This is a genomic window from Limnobacter humi (assembly GCF_024518835.1).
Classification (GTDB): domain Bacteria; phylum Pseudomonadota; class Gammaproteobacteria; order Burkholderiales; family Burkholderiaceae_B; genus Limnobacter; species Limnobacter humi.
Window position 1 is genome coordinate 273,992 of record NZ_JANIGO010000002.1, and the last position, 16,414, is coordinate 290,405.

The following is a 16,414-nucleotide window of genomic DNA, read 5'->3' on the forward strand; positions in this document are numbered from 1 at the left end:
AGAAAGAAAAATCGGGAGACCCTCTATGGCGAACGTCGCCACATTCCTTCAGCAGCACGACACCAGTCCCAACCGCGTGCTTTATCGCCAGTTTATTGACAATGAGTGGGTGGATTTCAAAGCCTCTGAAATGATAGACCTGGCGCGGAACTGGCAAAGCTTTTTCCGCTCCATGGGCCTGCAACCTGGTGATCGCGTTGCGATTTGCCTGAAAAACAGCATTCACTGGGTGGCATTTGATCTGGCTGCGCTGGCCATGGGCATGGTCTCAGTGCCACTGTATGTGGACGACAATGCCGGGAACATTTGCTATTGCATTCAGAATTCAGGCGCCCGGGCGGTGGTGGTTGAAAACGACCGAATTGGGCGAAACCTCCTCAAAGAGGGGCTACAGGATGTTCGCGTCCTGTCCATGAAGTCCGATATTGCAGTGTCTGAAGGCGGCGTAGACAACGCGCTACACCTGCTCAAGAGCCTTGAACGTCAACTGGAACCGCTCGAACTGCTGGATCTCCCGCCCGACACACTGGCCACCATCTGCTACACATCGGGCACATCCGGACGGCCCAAAGGCGTCATGCTGTCGCACAACAACATGATCAGTAACGTCGACAGCTGTTTCCAGCTGGACATCGCAAAACCGGAGGACACCTTCTTGTCCTTCCTGCCCATGTCGCACATGTTTGAACGCACTGGTGGCTATTATTTGCCACTGCGTGTTGGGGCAAAGGTCATTTATGCCCGAGGCATTAATCAATTGCCAGAGGACCTGGCCACCCAGGCGCCCACAGTGCTGTTTGCTGTGCCCCGAATTTTCGAGAAGTTTTATGGCCGTATTCAGGCATCCGTCAAAGACTCCAGCTTTAAACGCAGGGCCTTTGAAAAACTGGTGGATGTCGGCTGGCGGATGGCTCAGGGAAAAGGTGGCATCATGGACCATTTCCAACTGCCCTTGCTGCGTGCCAAAGTTGCACAGCCCATTCTGGAACGACTAGGCGGACGTTTACGCCTTGCCGTGGTCGGCGGTGCCGCCCTGGACAGCACGATTGCCAAAAGCTTCATAGCCATGGGTTTGCCCATCCTGCACGGTTACGGCATGACCGAGGCTTGCCCAGTCATCTCCGTCAATCGCCCTGAGAGCAACGTACCAGAGTCGGTGGGCCCACCGCTGCCCAATGTCAAAGTCAAATTGGGCGATAACGATGAGCTATTGGCCAAAGGGCCTAACATCATGTTGGGCTATTGGGAAAACGACGAGGCCACCCGGCAAGCCATTGACAAAGACGGTTGGTTGCACACCGGGGATGTGGCTGAAATCAAGGATGGTCGAATTTTTATCCGCGGCCGTATCAAAGACATCATGGTGCTATCCAACGGCGAAAAGTTTTCTCCACAGGATGCCGAGACCGCGATTATCGGTGATGACGTGTTCGAACAAATCGTATTGGTTGGCGAAGGGCGTCCATTCATCTCCATGATTGCAGTGACTGCCAATTCAAACGAGAAGGAATTGATTAAACGCGCCAACGACCGGCTGGGCCACCTGCCCCGCTATATTCGGGTTCGACGCATCATCACCACCAAAGAACCCTGGACAGTGGACAATGGCCTGTTGACGCCGACCTTGAAAGTCAAGCGTGTGAAAGTTCTGGATGCCTTCAAGGAACGGATTGATGATCTGTATTCAGAAGGCATGGGCGACTAACGCATTGACGCTGGTCGAATTCAAAAGCCCACCTTGCGGTGGGCTTTTTTCTGATGCCAAATGCCAGCGCAAAGCCAGCGGTTACCGGTTTTTTTATCCGGGCAATTCTTCCGGATCAAAATTGTCTGAGTTGATTCGTGAAAGGAAGTCGGCTGCGCGGTCAGGTGGCGGGCAAGTGGACCGCAGACCATCAATGTAGGAGAACAGATCTTCCGAAATATTGTGCCACATTGGGTCCAATACCACGTCAATCCCTTCATGACGAAGCAACTCAGCGGCGCTGGAGAAGGCGCCGTCCCCGGTGAGCAACACCACCTGCTGAACCTGCCGCTTGTAAGCCAGTGACGCCAAGTCAACTCCCATACGCAATTCAATGCCTCGCACATGCGCATCGGGCGAGAAATCCTCATCCGTCAGGTCATCCACGCTGATTTTCTTGCCCAGCAGATCGCCCAACGCGTCTTCATTCAAGGTCCAATTGTCCACGTTCATGGGCTCGCCCAATCGAACAGCCAATTTGCGCTTGCGTTGGAGCTGGCGTTGAAATGCTGCACGAAACTGCCCTTCTCTGGATTTTGACAAGTCAATGGACTGTCGAGACACTGGCAGCGTGACCCGCTGGGTAAACACCGGCGAATCATAAAAAAAGATCCGAAACAAATGACGTTTGGGTTGATTTCTTTCAAAGAGATGCGCTGCGGATAACCGCCACACCAGATCGGCCATCACTTTGGCATCGTAATGAATGGACGACGGGAAAATTTGACGAATTCGGCGAACGAAAAACGGCCCGTCCACGAGGATCGCTGTAAGCATATAAACCCTTGATTTTTAAACGATTTTATTATGGATGAAATGCAATAAATGAATAAGTTACACCGCCGCACTAAATATCCTACCACCAAGTGATCGTCAAAAGTAGCGCCAGACCCCCCTATTGCGAGGGAGATAAAATCACCCAATGTCAGTATTACCCGTACAATTAACCCGTATTGTACGGACATCGGTAAACCAAGCACCGAACCGCCAATCTCAGACACCCCACCGCCACCACCGGAGGATGAAGTGAGTACACAAAAACCCATGGGCCTTCACCCAGCGATCGATGCTGAGTCCCCAACGTACTGGCTATATATTTTATCAAACAACAAGCCCAGCGGCCCCCTCTACCTTGGTGATACCGAATGCCTGTCTACCCGGATGGAAGAGCACCGGCTTGGGCTTCGACGGGATTACGCACACTACCACCGCCTCGATCGCCTGGTTTATTTTGAAGTCTGGCATGACCATGAGAAATTCATTGCCAGGCTGCGCCGCGTTCGAAATTGGCCTCGCGACATGCGACTGCTGCTGATTGAGTCACTGAACCCAGACTGGGACGACCTATTACCCCAGTTTTTGATAGACCATCGGCCAGCCGCCGTTGACTTCTCATCGCTCAACATTCAGGAAAAAGCCGCTTGAACACGGGGTTTTGAACTGTCATCCAAATGAGCGATCCAATCGTTAAACACCATTGAAACCAAATCGGCTTTTGACGACACACAGTTTTGAAGCCATTACCCAATTTAAATCGGGTGAAGTTGAATCTGAAAAGATTCACAGCTTGGTAACAAGTGTAAGGTGGGATCGCTCATTGACGGAGTAAATGATGACCTCGATTGCCGAACGTTTGACTCGCTCGTATTGCCTTTTTCACTGGCTGCAAGTCAAACCCATTCCAGATTCAGTTCGTACTTCCCTGGCCTACAGCACGCTAGAGCAGGAGTTGTTGTCGCTGAAAGTACGTCCTGAAGACTTGGCGGCGGTCGGCGCAGACGTTACCGACAATTTTGAGGAATCCAGACTGGCCTTTATGGTGCGTTACAGCGGCCTTACCTGGTCAACCTGCTCGATTTTTTGCGACTCGATTGACCACGCCGATTGGCTGCTGTCGGGCGTGCCCCTGTTGGTGCAATTCAAGGGTACAGACGCAACCGGTCAACCTGGATTACCAAAAACCGCCCTCAGCGACTTCATGTTCCTGAAACCCAGCAATGTCTGGATCGACAACAATCGAGTGGTATCCTTCACGGTTCGCTGGAATAAACATGAGCAACGGCGGATGGAACGCTTTGTTCGCTTGGCCAGCGCCCGCCATGGAATTGAAGCCACCGTTGTGAATGTCGCGCAGAGCGAGAAATTCATCGCGGCCATCAAAGCAACCGTTGGCGCCTAAACGGTTTTGTTAAATTATCAAGACAAGTGATTGTTTAAAAACAAAAAGCACCGATCGGTGCTTTTTGTTTTTTCCAGTGAAAGCTCAGCCGCGCAATTCGGCTTTTCCCCCCAAATAAGGTTGTAAGGCATCGGGCACCTTTATCGAACCATCGGCCTGCTGGTAATTTTCGAGAAGCGCCACCAACGTCCGGCCAACGGCCAGGCCGGACCCATTCAACGTGTGCACAAACTCCGTTTTACCGGCTTCGTTCTTGAAGCGAGCCTTCATGCGGCGTGCCTGAAAGCCCTCGCAGTTCGAACAAGATGAAATTTCCCGATATGTATTTTGGGCAGGCAACCAGACCTCGATGTCATGGGTTCGCGTGGCACCAAAGCCCATATCGCCCGTACACAAGACGATAACCCGATAAGGCAAGCCCAGCTTTTGCAGAATTCTCTCGGCGTGGCCAGTCATTTCATCCAGCGCCGCATAAGACCGGTCGGGATGCTCAATCCGCACCATTTCCACTTTGTCAAATTGATGCTGTCGAATCAACCCCCGGGTATCTCGACCATAGCTGCCTGCTTCACTGCGAAAGCACGGTGAGTGCGCAGTCATTTTGATGGGAAGGTCACTGGCCTTCAGGATCTGGTCAGCCACCAGGTTGGTCAGGGTAACCTCCGCCGTCGGAATGAGATAGAGCGCTTCAGCATCCCCGGCTTCTCCGCCCCTCTTCACCGAAAACAGGTCATCTGCGAATTTGGGCAACTGGCCAGTGCCCTGCAAGGTCTGTGCACGGACAATGTACGGCGTGTAATGCTCGATGTACCCGTGCTCATCGGTGTGAGTATCCAACATGAGTTGGGCCAGTGCACGGTGAAGTTTGGCAACCTGCCCTTTCAACACCGCAAACCGTGCACCCGACAAATTGGCCGCAGTTTCAAAATCCAACCCCAGAGCCTGCCCCACATCCACATGGTCTTTCACTTCAAAATCGAATTGTCGTGGGGTACCCCAGCGGCGCAGCTCCACGTTATCGGTCTCGGACGCACCCGTGGGCACGCTGTCGTGGGGAATGTTGGGAATGGTCAGTAAAAATGCCTGCAGCGTGTCTTGCAGCTGCGCCAAAGCTTGCTCATTGGCCTTCAGTGCATCACCCAGACCACCCACCTCGGCCATCACCGCCGCCGTGTCTTCACCCTTGGCCTTGAGTTGACCAATTTGCTTGGACAGTGCATTTCGCTTGGCCTGCAGTTCTTCAGTGCTGGTTTGAAGTTGCTTGCGCTGACTTTCCAGGGCATTGAACTGTTCTACATCCAGGGTATAGCCGCGGTCGGCCAATCGTTGTGCCACGGCGGACAGGTCTTTACGAAGCAATTGAATGTCGAGCATGGGGGTCGCTTTGGGTCGATGGTTGTTGTGTTGGGCAGACATGCCAAGGCAGCCTGGGTCCGATGGTGAGCATTTTAAGCCGGATTGACGACTTTAATCGGCTGGCTTACTCGCCTTTGCGCTGGTTTCGCGCTGCCAGCCAGGCCAGTTTTTCACCAATTTTGATTTCCAGGCCCCGGTCTGTCGGCCGATAAAACGCTTGAGCTTCCAAACCCTCTGGCCAATAGGACTCGCCCGCCGCATGGCCACCCGCTTCGTCGTGTGCGTATCGATAGTTGGCCCCATGCCCCAAATTTTTCATCAGTTGGGTGGGCGCGTTGCGCAAATGCAGGGGCACTGGCAGGCTCGCGGTTTGTTTGACCGTGGCCATGGCCTGTTTGTAGGCCACGTAGCCAGCATTGCTTTTGGCTGCCACTGCCAGATAAATCACAGCCTGGGCCAAGGCAAGCTCGCCCTCCGGGCTGCCCAGGCGCTCGTAAGTGCTAGCTGCTTCGTTGCACAAGGTAAAGGCCCGCGGGTCGGCCAGGCCGATATCCTCCCACGCCATGCGTACGATACGCCGGGCCAAATAACGGGGATCGGCACCGCCGTCAATCATGCGGCAAAACCAGTACAGCGCTGCATCCGGGTCAGAGCCACGCACGCTTTTGTGCAAAGCCGAGATTTGATCGTAAAACGCATCGCCGCCTTTGTCGAAACGACGAATTTGGGATGGTGCAAGGGCTTTCAGCAGGTCTGCAGTCAAGGTTTCATGCCCTTGGAAAGCGGCTTGCTGAACCACGATATCCAGCAGATTCAGAAAACGCCTTGCATCACCATCGGCGTATTGGCACAACAGGTCAAAAGCTTCAGACTCAATCGTCAACTTGAATGTCAGGTGTGCCAGCGCCCGTGTCAGGAGACGTTCAAAGTCACTGGACTGAAGCGGTTGAAGCACATAAACCTGGGAACGCGACAATAAAGCGGAATTCACCTCAAAAGACGGGTTTTCGGTGGTTGCGCCTAGAAATGTCACCAAACCAGATTCGACATGGGGCAGCAAAGCATCTTGCTGGGACTTGTTGAATCGATGAATTTCGTCAATAAACAGCGTGGTGACTTTGCCTTGCTTTGCATACATTCTCGCCAAATCAATGGCTTCTCGAATCTCCTTCACACCCGACAACACAGCAGACAAGGCAATAAACTGTGCATCGGCCGCCTTGGCCAACAGTCGGGCCAATGTGGTTTTACCAACGCCTGGAGGGCCCCACAGAATCAAGGAGTGGAGTTTGCGCTGCTCAAACAAGGTGGACAGGGCTTTTCCTGGACCGATCAGATGGGCCTGCCCCACCACATCCACCAGTGTCTGAGGCCGCAGTTGCTCGGCCAGAGGCGCAGAACCGCTGGGCTGAGTCGCTGTTGAACCGGTGCCCTTTGATTGGGTACCCTCGCCAAACAAATCAGCAGTCATGGCCATTCAAGACAGTCATTGGGTTTGAATGAGATCCACACCCGGTGGGGTTTTGAACTCAAAGTAAGCGGCAGGACGTCGAGCGTCAAACTTCCATTGAGTCAGGTCCAGCTTGGTGGTTTGCCCCAGCGCATCCACGATATCCAAGTGAACAGGTAGGCCATTTTCAAAACCGATGCGAACGGTGTCGAACAAGTTTTCCTTGTCCCGCGGCTTGGCACTTAGCCACTGCTTTCCGTCTTTGGTGCCTTCTTCCTTGATCACAAACAGCTTGTTTAAATCGGCACTGCCAAACAGCAGGGCTGCCGGGGTGGAATCCATGGCGTTGCCCATGGGTTTCTGGGTGGCATGCTGCATGTCGGGATCATAATTGGTCACCAACTTGCCATCTGCAACAATCAATTGTGGATAGGGCTTTTTGATTTCCCAACGAAACTTGCCAGGGCGCGAAAATGCAAACTCACCGCTGCCTTTCTGCTTAATTTGTCCGGAGGGTGCAACCACGACCTGCGTGAATTGCCCTTCGGCAAATTGCCGTGTTTTGGCAAAGCTATGCAAAAGGTCTTCAGCAGAGCTCGCCAGTGCGAGCCCATGACTCCATGGACAGACCACGATGGTCAGCGCTACAGCAAAATTTTTGAAAAACACGCTCATGTGTATCCAGCAGAATGGTGGGTGGGTTTGCGGGGTAAGAGCCCAGGAGAACGCAATGGTTCAATGCATGGGCTCTTAAAACGGCGGATCGTCATCCTGCGGGGCTGCATCCGCACGCACCAAAATGTCCCGATTGCCGTTGGATTGCATGGCCGACACCAAACCGGCTTGCTCCATGCTTTCCAACAAGCGTGCGGCGCGGTTGTAGCCGATCCGCAGGTGACGTTGCACAAATGAGATGGACGCCCGACGGTGCTTCAACACGATCGACACGGCCTGGTCATACAGGGCATCTTTTTCGCCATCAAAATTGCCGGCGGTTGCGTCCATGCTGGCGTTTCCACCCTCCTCAGCAGTTCCGCCTTCCAAAATGCCTTCAATGTAGTTGGGCTCACCGCCTTTTTCCTTGAGGTGTTCAACCACGCGGTGCACTTCCTCGTCCGACACAAAGGCACCATGCACCCGTTGAGGAACGCCGGAGCCCGGCGGAAGAAACAACATGTCCCCTTGCCCCAACAGCGCCTCGGCACCCATTTGGTCGAGAATGGTTCGTGAATCAATTTTGGAGGACACCTGGAATGCAATCCGGGTGGGGATATTGGCCTTGATCAAACCGGTGATGACATCCACAGAAGGACGTTGGGTGGCCAAAATCAGGTGAATACCTGCTGCGCGGGCTTTTTGAGCCAAACGCGCAATCAACTCTTCAATTTTCTTGCCCACCACCATCATGAGGTCGGCCAATTCGTCGATCACAATCACCACGGTGGGCAATGGCTCCAGTGGTTCCGGTGCATCGGGGGTCAAGCTGAAAGGGTTCGGAATGGACTGGCCGGCCTTTCGCGCATCGGTCATTTTGGCGTTGTAACCGGCCAAGTTTCGAACACCCATTTTGCTCATGAGGCGATAGCGTTTTTCCATTTCGCCCACAGCCCAGTTCAGGGCGTTGGCCGCTTGTCGCATGTCTGTGACCACCGGGCACAACAAATGCGGAATGCCCTCATACACGCTCATCTCCAGCATCTTGGGATCGATCAAGATGAGGCGGACTTCTTCCGGATTGCTCTTGTACAGCAGCGACAAAATCATCGCGTTGATACCGACCGACTTACCCGAACCCGTGGTTCCCGCAACCAAGAGGTGGGGCATTTTGGCCAAGTCAGCCACCACCGGTTTCCCCGCGATGTCTTTGCCCAACGCCATGGTTAAGGCTGACTTGGATCCGCTCCAAACCTGTGAGCTCAAAATTTCAGTGAGCTTTACCATTTGTCGACGAGGGTTGGGCAGCTCAAGGCCCATGAGGTTTTTGCCATAAATGGTCTCCACCACCCGAATCGACACCAAACTAAGTGCACGAGCCAGGTCTTTGGCCAGGTTGACCACCTGCGAACCTTTCACGCCAGCGGCAGGCTCGACCTCGAACCGGGTGATCACTGGACCTGGTTGTGCGGCCATGACCTGCACCTGAACACCAAAATCACTGAGCTTTTTCTCGATCAACCGCGAGGTGTATTCCAGTGTGTCGGCCGATACGGTTTCCTGAGCAGGCGGCGCATCGTCCAGCAATGACAATGGTGGCAGCTCGGTCTCGGTCAGATCGGCAAACAGCGGCTGTTGTTTTTCCTTGATGGCCTGTACCGAGGGTTCAACAGGCACTGCCACCGGTTCAATGCGAATGGGCTTGTGTTCCTGAAATTCTTCGCGCTTTTTCTCGACCGTTTCCACACGCGCCTGGGCCACCTTCTTGCCTTCTTTGCGATCCGCGTAGGCGTTGCATGCATTGCGCACCTTAAAGAAGGCCAGTTCCAGCAAACCGCCAACCCGTTCAGCCATGACTGCCCAGCTCATGCCCAAGAAACCACTCAGACCCGCTGCAAACATGAGCAAAAGCAACATGACTGCACCCGACAAACCGGTGAGCTTGACCAGCACGTGGCTCACGGATTGGCCAATCACACCACCAGCACCCGCTGGCAGGTCGTTCCCTTTGAACACCGACAAGGCTTCGATGCCCATAAAACCCACCCACAACAACACAAAGCCCACCGGACGAACCCAGGGCAACCATTTGGGCAAAGGCTCATCAAACCCGGGTAGGTCCAATGCATCAACCATTCTACGAACGCGCCACAGTTGATAGAAAGACAAGCCCAGCAGCACGTAAGCGGAATACCCGGAGAGGAACAGCAACACGTCGGACAGGTGAGCCCCAATGGCCCCACCGAAATTGCTGACAGAATCGCTACCGGAAGCATGTGACCAACTGTCGTCGTGCGGATTGTGAGAAACCAAAATCAGCATCAAATAGATGGAGAGCACGAGCATGGCCAGCCAACGCACCTCCAGCAACAGTTTGCTGGCGCGGAGGGTTCCACTGTTTTGTGAGGTCCTGGAATTCACTGGGTTCAGACGAGGCCGCGAGCGGCATATAATTGAAGTCTGTATTCTGACAAAGTTCGAGGGCCAATGCCCCCGAACCACGAACATTTGAAGCACAAATGAGGCCCCAATGAGCAGCTCCAATCCAACCCGCCATGCCAAAGTCCTGATTTTGGGCTCTGGCCCAGCAGGCTACACAGCCGCGGTCTACGCAGCCCGCGCAAACCTGAACCCTGTATTGATTACCGGTTTGGCCCAAGGCGGTCAGCTCATGACCACCACCGAGGTGGACAACTGGCCGGCTGATGTTCATGGTGTTCAAGGCCCTGAGCTGATGCAGCGCTTTCTGGAGCATGCAGAACGGTTCAAGACGGAAATCATTTTTGACCACATCCACACGGTCGATTTCAAGAACCGTCCTTTCACATTGACCGGTGACTCCGGTGTGTATACCTGCGATGCACTGATTATCGCAACCGGTGCCAGCGCGATGTACCTGGGCCTGCCCTCTGAAGAGGCCTTTATGGGCAAAGGGGTATCGGCTTGCGCCACCTGCGACGGATTCTTTTACCGCAATCAGGAAGTGTGCGTGGTGGGTGGCGGCAATACCGCCGTTGAAGAAGCGCTGTACCTGTCCAATATTGCCAAAAAAGTCACGCTCATTCATCGCCGCGACAAATTCAAGGCCGAAGCCATTCTCATCGACAAAATGATGGAAAAGGTGAAGGAAGGCAAAATCGAGTTGCAGGTGAATAGCACACTGGACGAAGTATTGGGCGACCAGACAGGGGTGACGGGCGTTCGTGTCAAATCCACTGGCGAGGGCAGCACCAAAGAAATTGCGCTGCAAGGCGTGTTCATCGCGATTGGCCACAGGCCAAACACGGAGATTTTTGAAGGTCAAATCGACATGAAAGGGGGTTACATCGTGACCCGCAGTGGCCTGAATGGTTTGGCCACCATGACCAGCGTTGAAGGCGTATTTGCCGCCGGCGATGTGCAAGACCACATTTACCGGCAAGCCATCACCAGTGCGGGTACCGGTTGTATGGCTGCATTGGACGCCCAGCGCTGGCTGGAAGCCCAGGAAGGCTGATAACCGATCGTTAGTAGCACCTGGCAGACCCCACCATGAAAAAGCTCAATTCCATGGCCGATCTGGAAGGGGTCCGCCGCTTGCTCAAAGACCAGCGCCTGGAAGCTGAGCGACAGGAAAAACTTCGACTGGAAGCCGAGCGAAAACAACGCGAAGAAGCCCAGTTGTTTCAACGACAGGTGCAAGACGTCACCCCTTTGCCCAACAGCAATCGCAAAGTTCACGATCCCAACAAACCACCTCCCATCGCGCGCCAGCGAGAACTGGACGATGCACATGTTCTGCAAGAAAGTATTTCCGACGACATGGATGTGGAACGCTTTCTTGAAACCGATGACAAGCTGAGTTATCGCCGAAACGGCATTGGCCTGGAGGCCCTGAAACGCCTGCGCAGTGGCAAGTGGGTGATTCAAGCCCAAATTGATCTGCATGGCTACCGCACTGAAGAGGCGCGCGAGGCTGTGGGCGAATTTTTACGCACCTGCGTGAAACACGATGTACGGTGTGTAAGAATCATTCATGGCAAAGGGCTGGGCTCTGTGGGCAAAGAACCCGTTCTCAAAGACAAAGTGAAACGGTGGCTGGTGCAAAAAGATGAGGTATTGGCCTTTTGCCAGGCGCCCCCTCGAGACGGTGGCGCTGGTGCCCTGTTGGTCATCCTGAAAGCCAAACATTGATGACTGCCGTTCACACAACAACATCACGGAGACACTGACCTTGAACACCATTGAATGGACCGAGGGATTCTGCCAATCAACCACCACCGGACTGAACATGTGCTGGCAATCCGCAGGCCCGCAGCAGGCTGACACCATCTTGTTGGTGGCGGGCCTGGGATGTCAGTTGACCATGTGGAGCGACGATTTTTGCCGCCCACTGTTGGCGTTGGGCTACAGACTGGTGCGCTTTGACAATCGGGACATTGGCTTAACAGATCAACACCCCAGCCACATTCGCGTCAATATTCCCGCCACGTTTGTTCGCAATAAGCTGGGGTTGAGGACACCGAGCAATTACAAGCTGGACTTGATGGCCGATGATGCAATCGGTTTGATCGAAGCACTGAAACTAAAGCGTCCTCACCTGGTGGGTATTTCAATGGGCGGCATGATTTCCCAAATTGTGGCGGCCAAACGGCCAGACTTGATTGGGCGATTGGTCACCTTGATGTCGTCGACCAACCACCCAAAACTGCCCATGCCCAGCCCCAACGTGATGTTGAACATGTTCCTCAGAAAACCGCGCAGCACCCACATTGATGATGTGGCCGAGCATGTAGAACGGGTGTTTACGGCGATTGGTAGCCCTGGATATCCACCCAATCCTGTGGATATTCGGGCACGCGCACGTGCATCGTATCAAAGGTCTTACAAACCGGCTGGTGTGTTGCGTCAAACGCACTGTGTGGTATCCACCGGTTCCATCGAGGACTACACGCGTCAAATTACGGTACCAACCTGCGTCATTCACGGCCTGGACGATCCACTGCTGAAAAAAGAGTGTTCAGAGCGGATCGCGAAGTTGGTTCCGGGTGCAAGGCTGCACCTGATCAAGGGCTTGGGTCATGACTTGCCCGCACCACTGGCTGGAACATTTTCAGACATTATTCACAGCCATTTGGCTTGAATTGACTTAAATGGCCGCTTCGCCCTGCTCGCCAGTGCGAATGCGGATCACCCGTTCGACTTCAGTCACGAAAATTTTTCCATCACCAATCTTGTTGGTGCGCGCAGCACCAAGAATGGCATCAATGGCTTGATCCACCAATTTGTCCTCGATGACCAACTCGATTTTCACTTTCGGCAGAAAATCGACCACATACTCTGCACCGCGATACAACTCGGTGTGACCGCGTTGACGACCAAAACCCTTCACTTCCGTCACGGTCAGCCCCGACACACCGATCTCCGACAAGGCCTCGCGAACTTCATCCAGTTTGAAAGGTTTGATGATGGCGGTCAGCAATTTCATGGTTAGAGATCCTCAAGGTCATTGAATTTTGAAGTAATGGGGTAACGCCAATCACGGCCAAATGCCCGGTGAGTCACGCGAATACCCACGGGCGCTTGTCTGCGCTTGTACTCATTGATGCGTAAAAGTTTAACAGCCTTGATCACATCTTCCTTTGCAAAACCGCTGGAAATGATGTTCTCAACGGTTTCATCTTGTTCCATGTAGCGCGCCAGGATGGCATCCAACACGTCGTAGGGCGGCAAACTGTCCTGGTCGACTTGGTCGGGACGCAATTCCGCCGATGGCGGGCGTGTGATGATCCGTTCCGGAATAACCGCTGACAAGCCATTGCGGTATTCGCACAATTTGTACACCCAGGTTTTAAAGATGTCCTTGATGACCGCAAAACCACCCGCCATGTCGCCGTACAGCGTGCAATACCCGGTCGCCATTTCACTTTTGTTGCCGGTGGTGAGCACAATACGACCTGTTTTGTTGGACAAGGCCATCAGCAAAGTACCCCGGATGCGGGCCTGCAGGTTTTCCTCGGTGGTGTCTGGCGGCAAACCGCCAAACAGCGGGGCAAGGCTTTGATCAAACGACTGCATGCAGTCCTCAATCGATATTTCATCGTATTGAACACCGAGGCGTTGCACCATGTCTCGTGAGTCTGTCAGCGAAATATCCGCAGTGTACGGTGACGGCATCATCACACAACGCACTTTGTCGGCACCCAGCGCATCCACAGCGATGGCCAAGGTCAATGCAGAGTCCACCCCGCCCGACAAGCCGATGATGGCACCCGGAAAACGGTTTTTGGTTACATAGTCCCGCACACCCAGTTTTAAGGCCTCGTACACTTGCGCGGTTAAAGACAATTCGTCGGCAGAGGCTTTAACAGGCTGTAAGGCGATCGGCTGACCCGGCGTGGACACCGCATCCAACCATGCAAGCCCTTCTTCAAATTGAGCCATGCGCAAGGCCACACGCTGGTGACCATCCATGGCAAACGAGGCACCATCAAAGACAAGTTCATCCTGCCCACCCACCAGGTTGGCATACACAATCGCCATCCCTGTTTCCTGCACGCGGCGCGCAACAACCCCTTCCCGAATGGTGTGCTTGCCCATGTGGTAGGGCGAGGCATTGGGCACCAATAGCACCTCAGCACCGGCCGCCGCAGCGGCCTCGGGTGCATAGCGGTTCCAAGTGTCTTCACAGATGTTCAAACCAAACCGAATACCATCGACCTCAAACACCAAGGGCCGGTTGTCTGGCGTGAAATACCGTTGTTCATCAAACACTTCCCGGTTGGGTAAATCGTGTTTGTGATATCGACCAATCACCTTGCCCTTGTGAACCACTGACGCGGAATTGAACAACTCGCCTTCACAGCGCACAGGGTGGCCCAAAACCACGTAAACGTCCAAAGCTGCAAACTCGCGCATCAAGGCTTCCAGCGCTACGTCTGATTGGCGCTGGAATGATGGACGGATCAATAAATCCTCGGGTGGATAACCAGTGATGGACAGTTCGGGAGTCAACACGACGCGTGCTCCCTGCTCCACAGCCTGATGCACCGACGCAATAATTTTTGCGCTATTGCCTTTCAAATCACCCACGGTGAGATTCAACTGGGCGATGGCCACGCGGACTCGGGATAAACTCATGATGCTGAAGTGTTGCTGTAGTCGCCAAATGTCCTCAAATTATCGCATGCAGATTTGCCAGAGCATTGGTGAAATCGCACAAGAGACCTGGAATTCACTCCTGCGCTGTCGTACAGGCGGTGTGCTGCACCCGGCATTGCGCCACGAGTACCTGCTCGCGCTGGAGAACAGTGGCTCGGCCACAGCAGAGACAGGCTGGGCACCGCTGCATCTTCGGATGGATGACGAGAATGGTCGGACTGTTGCCGCCATGCCGCTTTATCTCAAGAGCCACTCTTACGGCGAATACGTATTCGACTGGGCTTGGGCTCAGGCTTACCACCGACACGGCATGGTGTATTACCCAAAGCTGTTGAGTGCCATTCCCTTCACACCCATACTCGGACCTAAATTACTGTTTGACGATCCGAACCATGCAGCCGTACTGCGCGATGGCCTTCGTCGAGTGAGCGAACAGGCATGCACCTCTGAACAACTGCTGGGTGTTCAATGCTCGGGGCTGCACGCCTTGTTTCTGAATTCGGAAGACCAATCCCTGTTGCTGGGCACCAACCACTGGGAAAACCTGCAATCGCGGCATGTGGTGCAATTTCACTGGCAAAACAAACACCCAGACACTGGTCGGCCATTTCAAGATTTCGAGCATTTTCTGGGCAGCCTTCAGCAGAAAAAACGCAAAAACATACGAGCTGAACGGCGCAAAGCGCAGGTCGATGGTTTGCGAATTCGGCGGATTCATGGTCATGAAGCCACTTCGGATGATCTCGATTTTTTCTACCGCTGCTATGAACAAACCTACCTGGCGCATCAATCCAGTCCTTATCTGACGCTGGCGTTTTTTAAAGATATTTGTGCATCGATGGGCGAGCAGGTGCTGATGATTGAGGCAAGCCTGCAGGGTCGGCCTGTGGCCAGTACCTTGTTCTTGTTCAACCAGACACGGCTCTATGGCCGCTATTGGGGCAGCGTTCAAACCATACCGTGCTTGCACTTTGAATTGTGTTACTACCAGGCCCTTGAGTTCGCCATTGAACAGGGGATTGAATGGTTTGAGGGCGGCGCACAGGGCGAGCACAAAATGGCCAGAGGTTTAAACCCTCAAACACTGGTATCGGTCCACTGGCTTTCCAGCAGAGCGTTTCAGGCACCCATCGCCCAATTCATCGAACGGGAAAAGCAGCACCTGGACATGTACGCACAGGAGCTGGATGAGCATCAGGCCTATCGACAAACAGGGCTGGGCTTTTCAGGTCTTTAGACCATGAAAAAGCCCGCTAAGCAATGCCTGCGGGCTTTTGATTGGCCACGGTCCAACAATCAATCTTTTTTGTAGTTGGCAATACCATCCGTAATTTCTTTGACCACGTCGTCCATGGTGCCCCAGCCATCCACTTTGACCCATTTGCCCTTTTCCAGGTCTTTGTAGTGTTCAAAGAAATGCTGGATTCGCGCCAGGAACTCTTGGGGCACATCGGCAATGGTTTTGTAGTGCTTGTAGGACGGCAGCAACTTTTCAACAGGTACGCCCAGCAGCTTGGCGTCACCTCCCGATTCATCGGTCATTTTAAGAATACCAATGGGGCGAACACGAACCACACAACCGGGCACCAAGGGGTAAGGTGTCATCACCAACACGTCCACTGGGTCCCCATCAGCAGCCAGCGTTTGCGGAATGTAGCCATAATTGCAGGGGTATTGCATGGAAGTACCCACGAAACGGTCCACGAACAATGCACCGCTGTCTTTGTCAATTTCGTATTTGACAGGGTCAGAGTTGGCTGCAATTTCAATAATCACGTTCACGTCGTTTGGAACATCTTTGCCCGGTGCAATCACTTCGTATCCCATCACAAAATCCTTTTCGTTCAATGTTTCAAAATTTGATTCAGGTGTTTACCTGCCTGGATGCTCG

Annotated in this window: 15 protein-coding genes; 7 read left to right on the forward strand and 8 right to left on the reverse strand. The window is 53.6% G+C overall.

The window, feature by feature from the left end:
* Positions 1-25 precede the first annotated feature (25 nt).
* Positions 26-1,705 (forward strand): AMP-dependent synthetase/ligase, encoded by a 1,680-nt coding sequence (locus tag NQT62_RS06315; protein ID WP_256763798.1) that lies wholly within the window; start codon positions 26-28, stop codon positions 1,703-1,705.
* Positions 1,706-1,798: 93 nt separating this feature from the next.
* Here NQT62_RS06315 and NQT62_RS06320 read toward each other — a convergent pair whose 3' ends face one another.
* The gene (locus NQT62_RS06320; protein ID WP_256763799.1) at positions 1,799-2,521 is read right to left on the reverse strand and encodes an NYN domain-containing protein; all 723 of its coding nucleotides are present in this window, start codon (positions 2,519-2,521) and stop codon (positions 1,799-1,801) included.
* Positions 2,522-2,770: 249 nt separating this feature from the next.
* On the opposite strand from NQT62_RS06320, the gene NQT62_RS06325 reads away from it, so the two are divergent.
* Together NQT62_RS06325 and NQT62_RS06330 are read left to right on the forward strand one after the other, a co-directional pair.
* A complete protein-coding gene (locus tag NQT62_RS06325; RefSeq protein ID WP_256763800.1) occupies positions 2,771-3,169 on the forward strand; it encodes a GIY-YIG nuclease family protein in 399 nt (132 codons plus the stop codon).
* Positions 3,170-3,353: 184 nt separating this feature from the next.
* Positions 3,354-3,923 carry a hypothetical protein gene (locus tag NQT62_RS06330; RefSeq protein ID WP_256763802.1) on the forward strand — a complete coding sequence of 190 codons (570 nt, stop codon included), beginning with the start codon at positions 3,354-3,356 and terminating at the stop codon, positions 3,921-3,923.
* Between the two features lie 84 nt (positions 3,924-4,007).
* Here the strand turns inward: NQT62_RS06330 and serS are convergent, their stop codons facing one another.
* The 4 genes from serS to NQT62_RS06350 form a co-directional block, all read right to left on the reverse strand.
* The gene (serS, locus tag NQT62_RS06335) at positions 4,008-5,297 is read right to left on the reverse strand and encodes a serine--tRNA ligase (RefSeq protein WP_256764419.1); all 1,290 of its coding nucleotides are present in this window, start codon (positions 5,295-5,297) and stop codon (positions 4,008-4,010) included.
* A 106-nt stretch (positions 5,298-5,403) separates the two neighbouring features.
* The gene (locus tag NQT62_RS06340) at positions 5,404-6,750 is read right to left on the reverse strand and encodes a replication-associated recombination protein A (RefSeq protein ID WP_256764420.1); all 1,347 of its coding nucleotides are present in this window, start codon (positions 6,748-6,750) and stop codon (positions 5,404-5,406) included.
* A gap of 15 nt (positions 6,751-6,765) precedes the next feature.
* The gene (lolA, locus tag NQT62_RS06345) at positions 6,766-7,404 is read right to left on the reverse strand and encodes an outer membrane lipoprotein periplasmic chaperone LolA (RefSeq protein ID WP_256763804.1); all 639 of its coding nucleotides are present in this window, start codon (positions 7,402-7,404) and stop codon (positions 6,766-6,768) included.
* Between the two features lie 75 nt (positions 7,405-7,479).
* Positions 7,480-9,804, reverse strand: a complete 2,325-nt coding sequence (locus NQT62_RS06350) for a DNA translocase FtsK (protein ID WP_256763805.1) — start codon at positions 9,802-9,804, stop codon at positions 7,480-7,482.
* Between the two features lie 109 nt (positions 9,805-9,913).
* Between NQT62_RS06350 and trxB the strand changes: the two genes are divergently transcribed.
* From trxB to NQT62_RS06365, 3 genes are read left to right on the forward strand one after another with little or no spacing between them, the layout of a single operon-like run.
* Positions 9,914-10,879 carry a thioredoxin-disulfide reductase gene (trxB, locus tag NQT62_RS06355; protein ID WP_256763806.1) on the forward strand — a complete coding sequence of 322 codons (966 nt, stop codon included), beginning with the start codon at positions 9,914-9,916 and terminating at the stop codon, positions 10,877-10,879.
* Positions 10,880-10,914: 35 nt separating this feature from the next.
* Positions 10,915-11,556 (forward strand): Smr/MutS family protein, encoded by a 642-nt coding sequence (locus tag NQT62_RS06360; RefSeq protein WP_256763807.1) that lies wholly within the window; start codon positions 10,915-10,917, stop codon positions 11,554-11,556.
* Positions 11,557-11,596: 40 nt separating this feature from the next.
* Positions 11,597-12,505, forward strand: a complete 909-nt coding sequence (locus tag NQT62_RS06365) for an alpha/beta fold hydrolase (RefSeq protein WP_256763809.1) — start codon at positions 11,597-11,599, stop codon at positions 12,503-12,505.
* 6 nt (positions 12,506-12,511) lie between these two features.
* Here the strand turns inward: NQT62_RS06365 and NQT62_RS06370 are convergent, their stop codons facing one another.
* Together NQT62_RS06370 and NQT62_RS06375 are read right to left on the reverse strand one after the other, a co-directional pair.
* Entirely contained in the window at positions 12,512-12,850 is a 339-nt protein-coding gene (locus NQT62_RS06370; protein ID WP_256763811.1) for a P-II family nitrogen regulator, read from the reverse strand.
* Between the two features lie 2 nt (positions 12,851-12,852).
* Positions 12,853-14,502 (reverse strand): NAD+ synthase, encoded by a 1,650-nt coding sequence (locus tag NQT62_RS06375; RefSeq protein ID WP_256763812.1) that lies wholly within the window; start codon positions 14,500-14,502, stop codon positions 12,853-12,855.
* A 28-nt stretch (positions 14,503-14,530) separates the two neighbouring features.
* Between NQT62_RS06375 and NQT62_RS06380 the strand changes: the two genes are divergently transcribed.
* Entirely contained in the window at positions 14,531-15,760 is a 1,230-nt protein-coding gene (locus NQT62_RS06380; protein WP_256763813.1) for a GNAT family N-acetyltransferase, read from the forward strand.
* Between the two features lie 59 nt (positions 15,761-15,819).
* On the opposite strand, the gene ppa is transcribed toward NQT62_RS06380, so the two are convergent.
* The gene (ppa, locus tag NQT62_RS06385) at positions 15,820-16,350 is read right to left on the reverse strand and encodes an inorganic diphosphatase (RefSeq protein WP_256763814.1); all 531 of its coding nucleotides are present in this window, start codon (positions 16,348-16,350) and stop codon (positions 15,820-15,822) included.
* Positions 16,351-16,414: the final 64 nt, after the last annotated feature.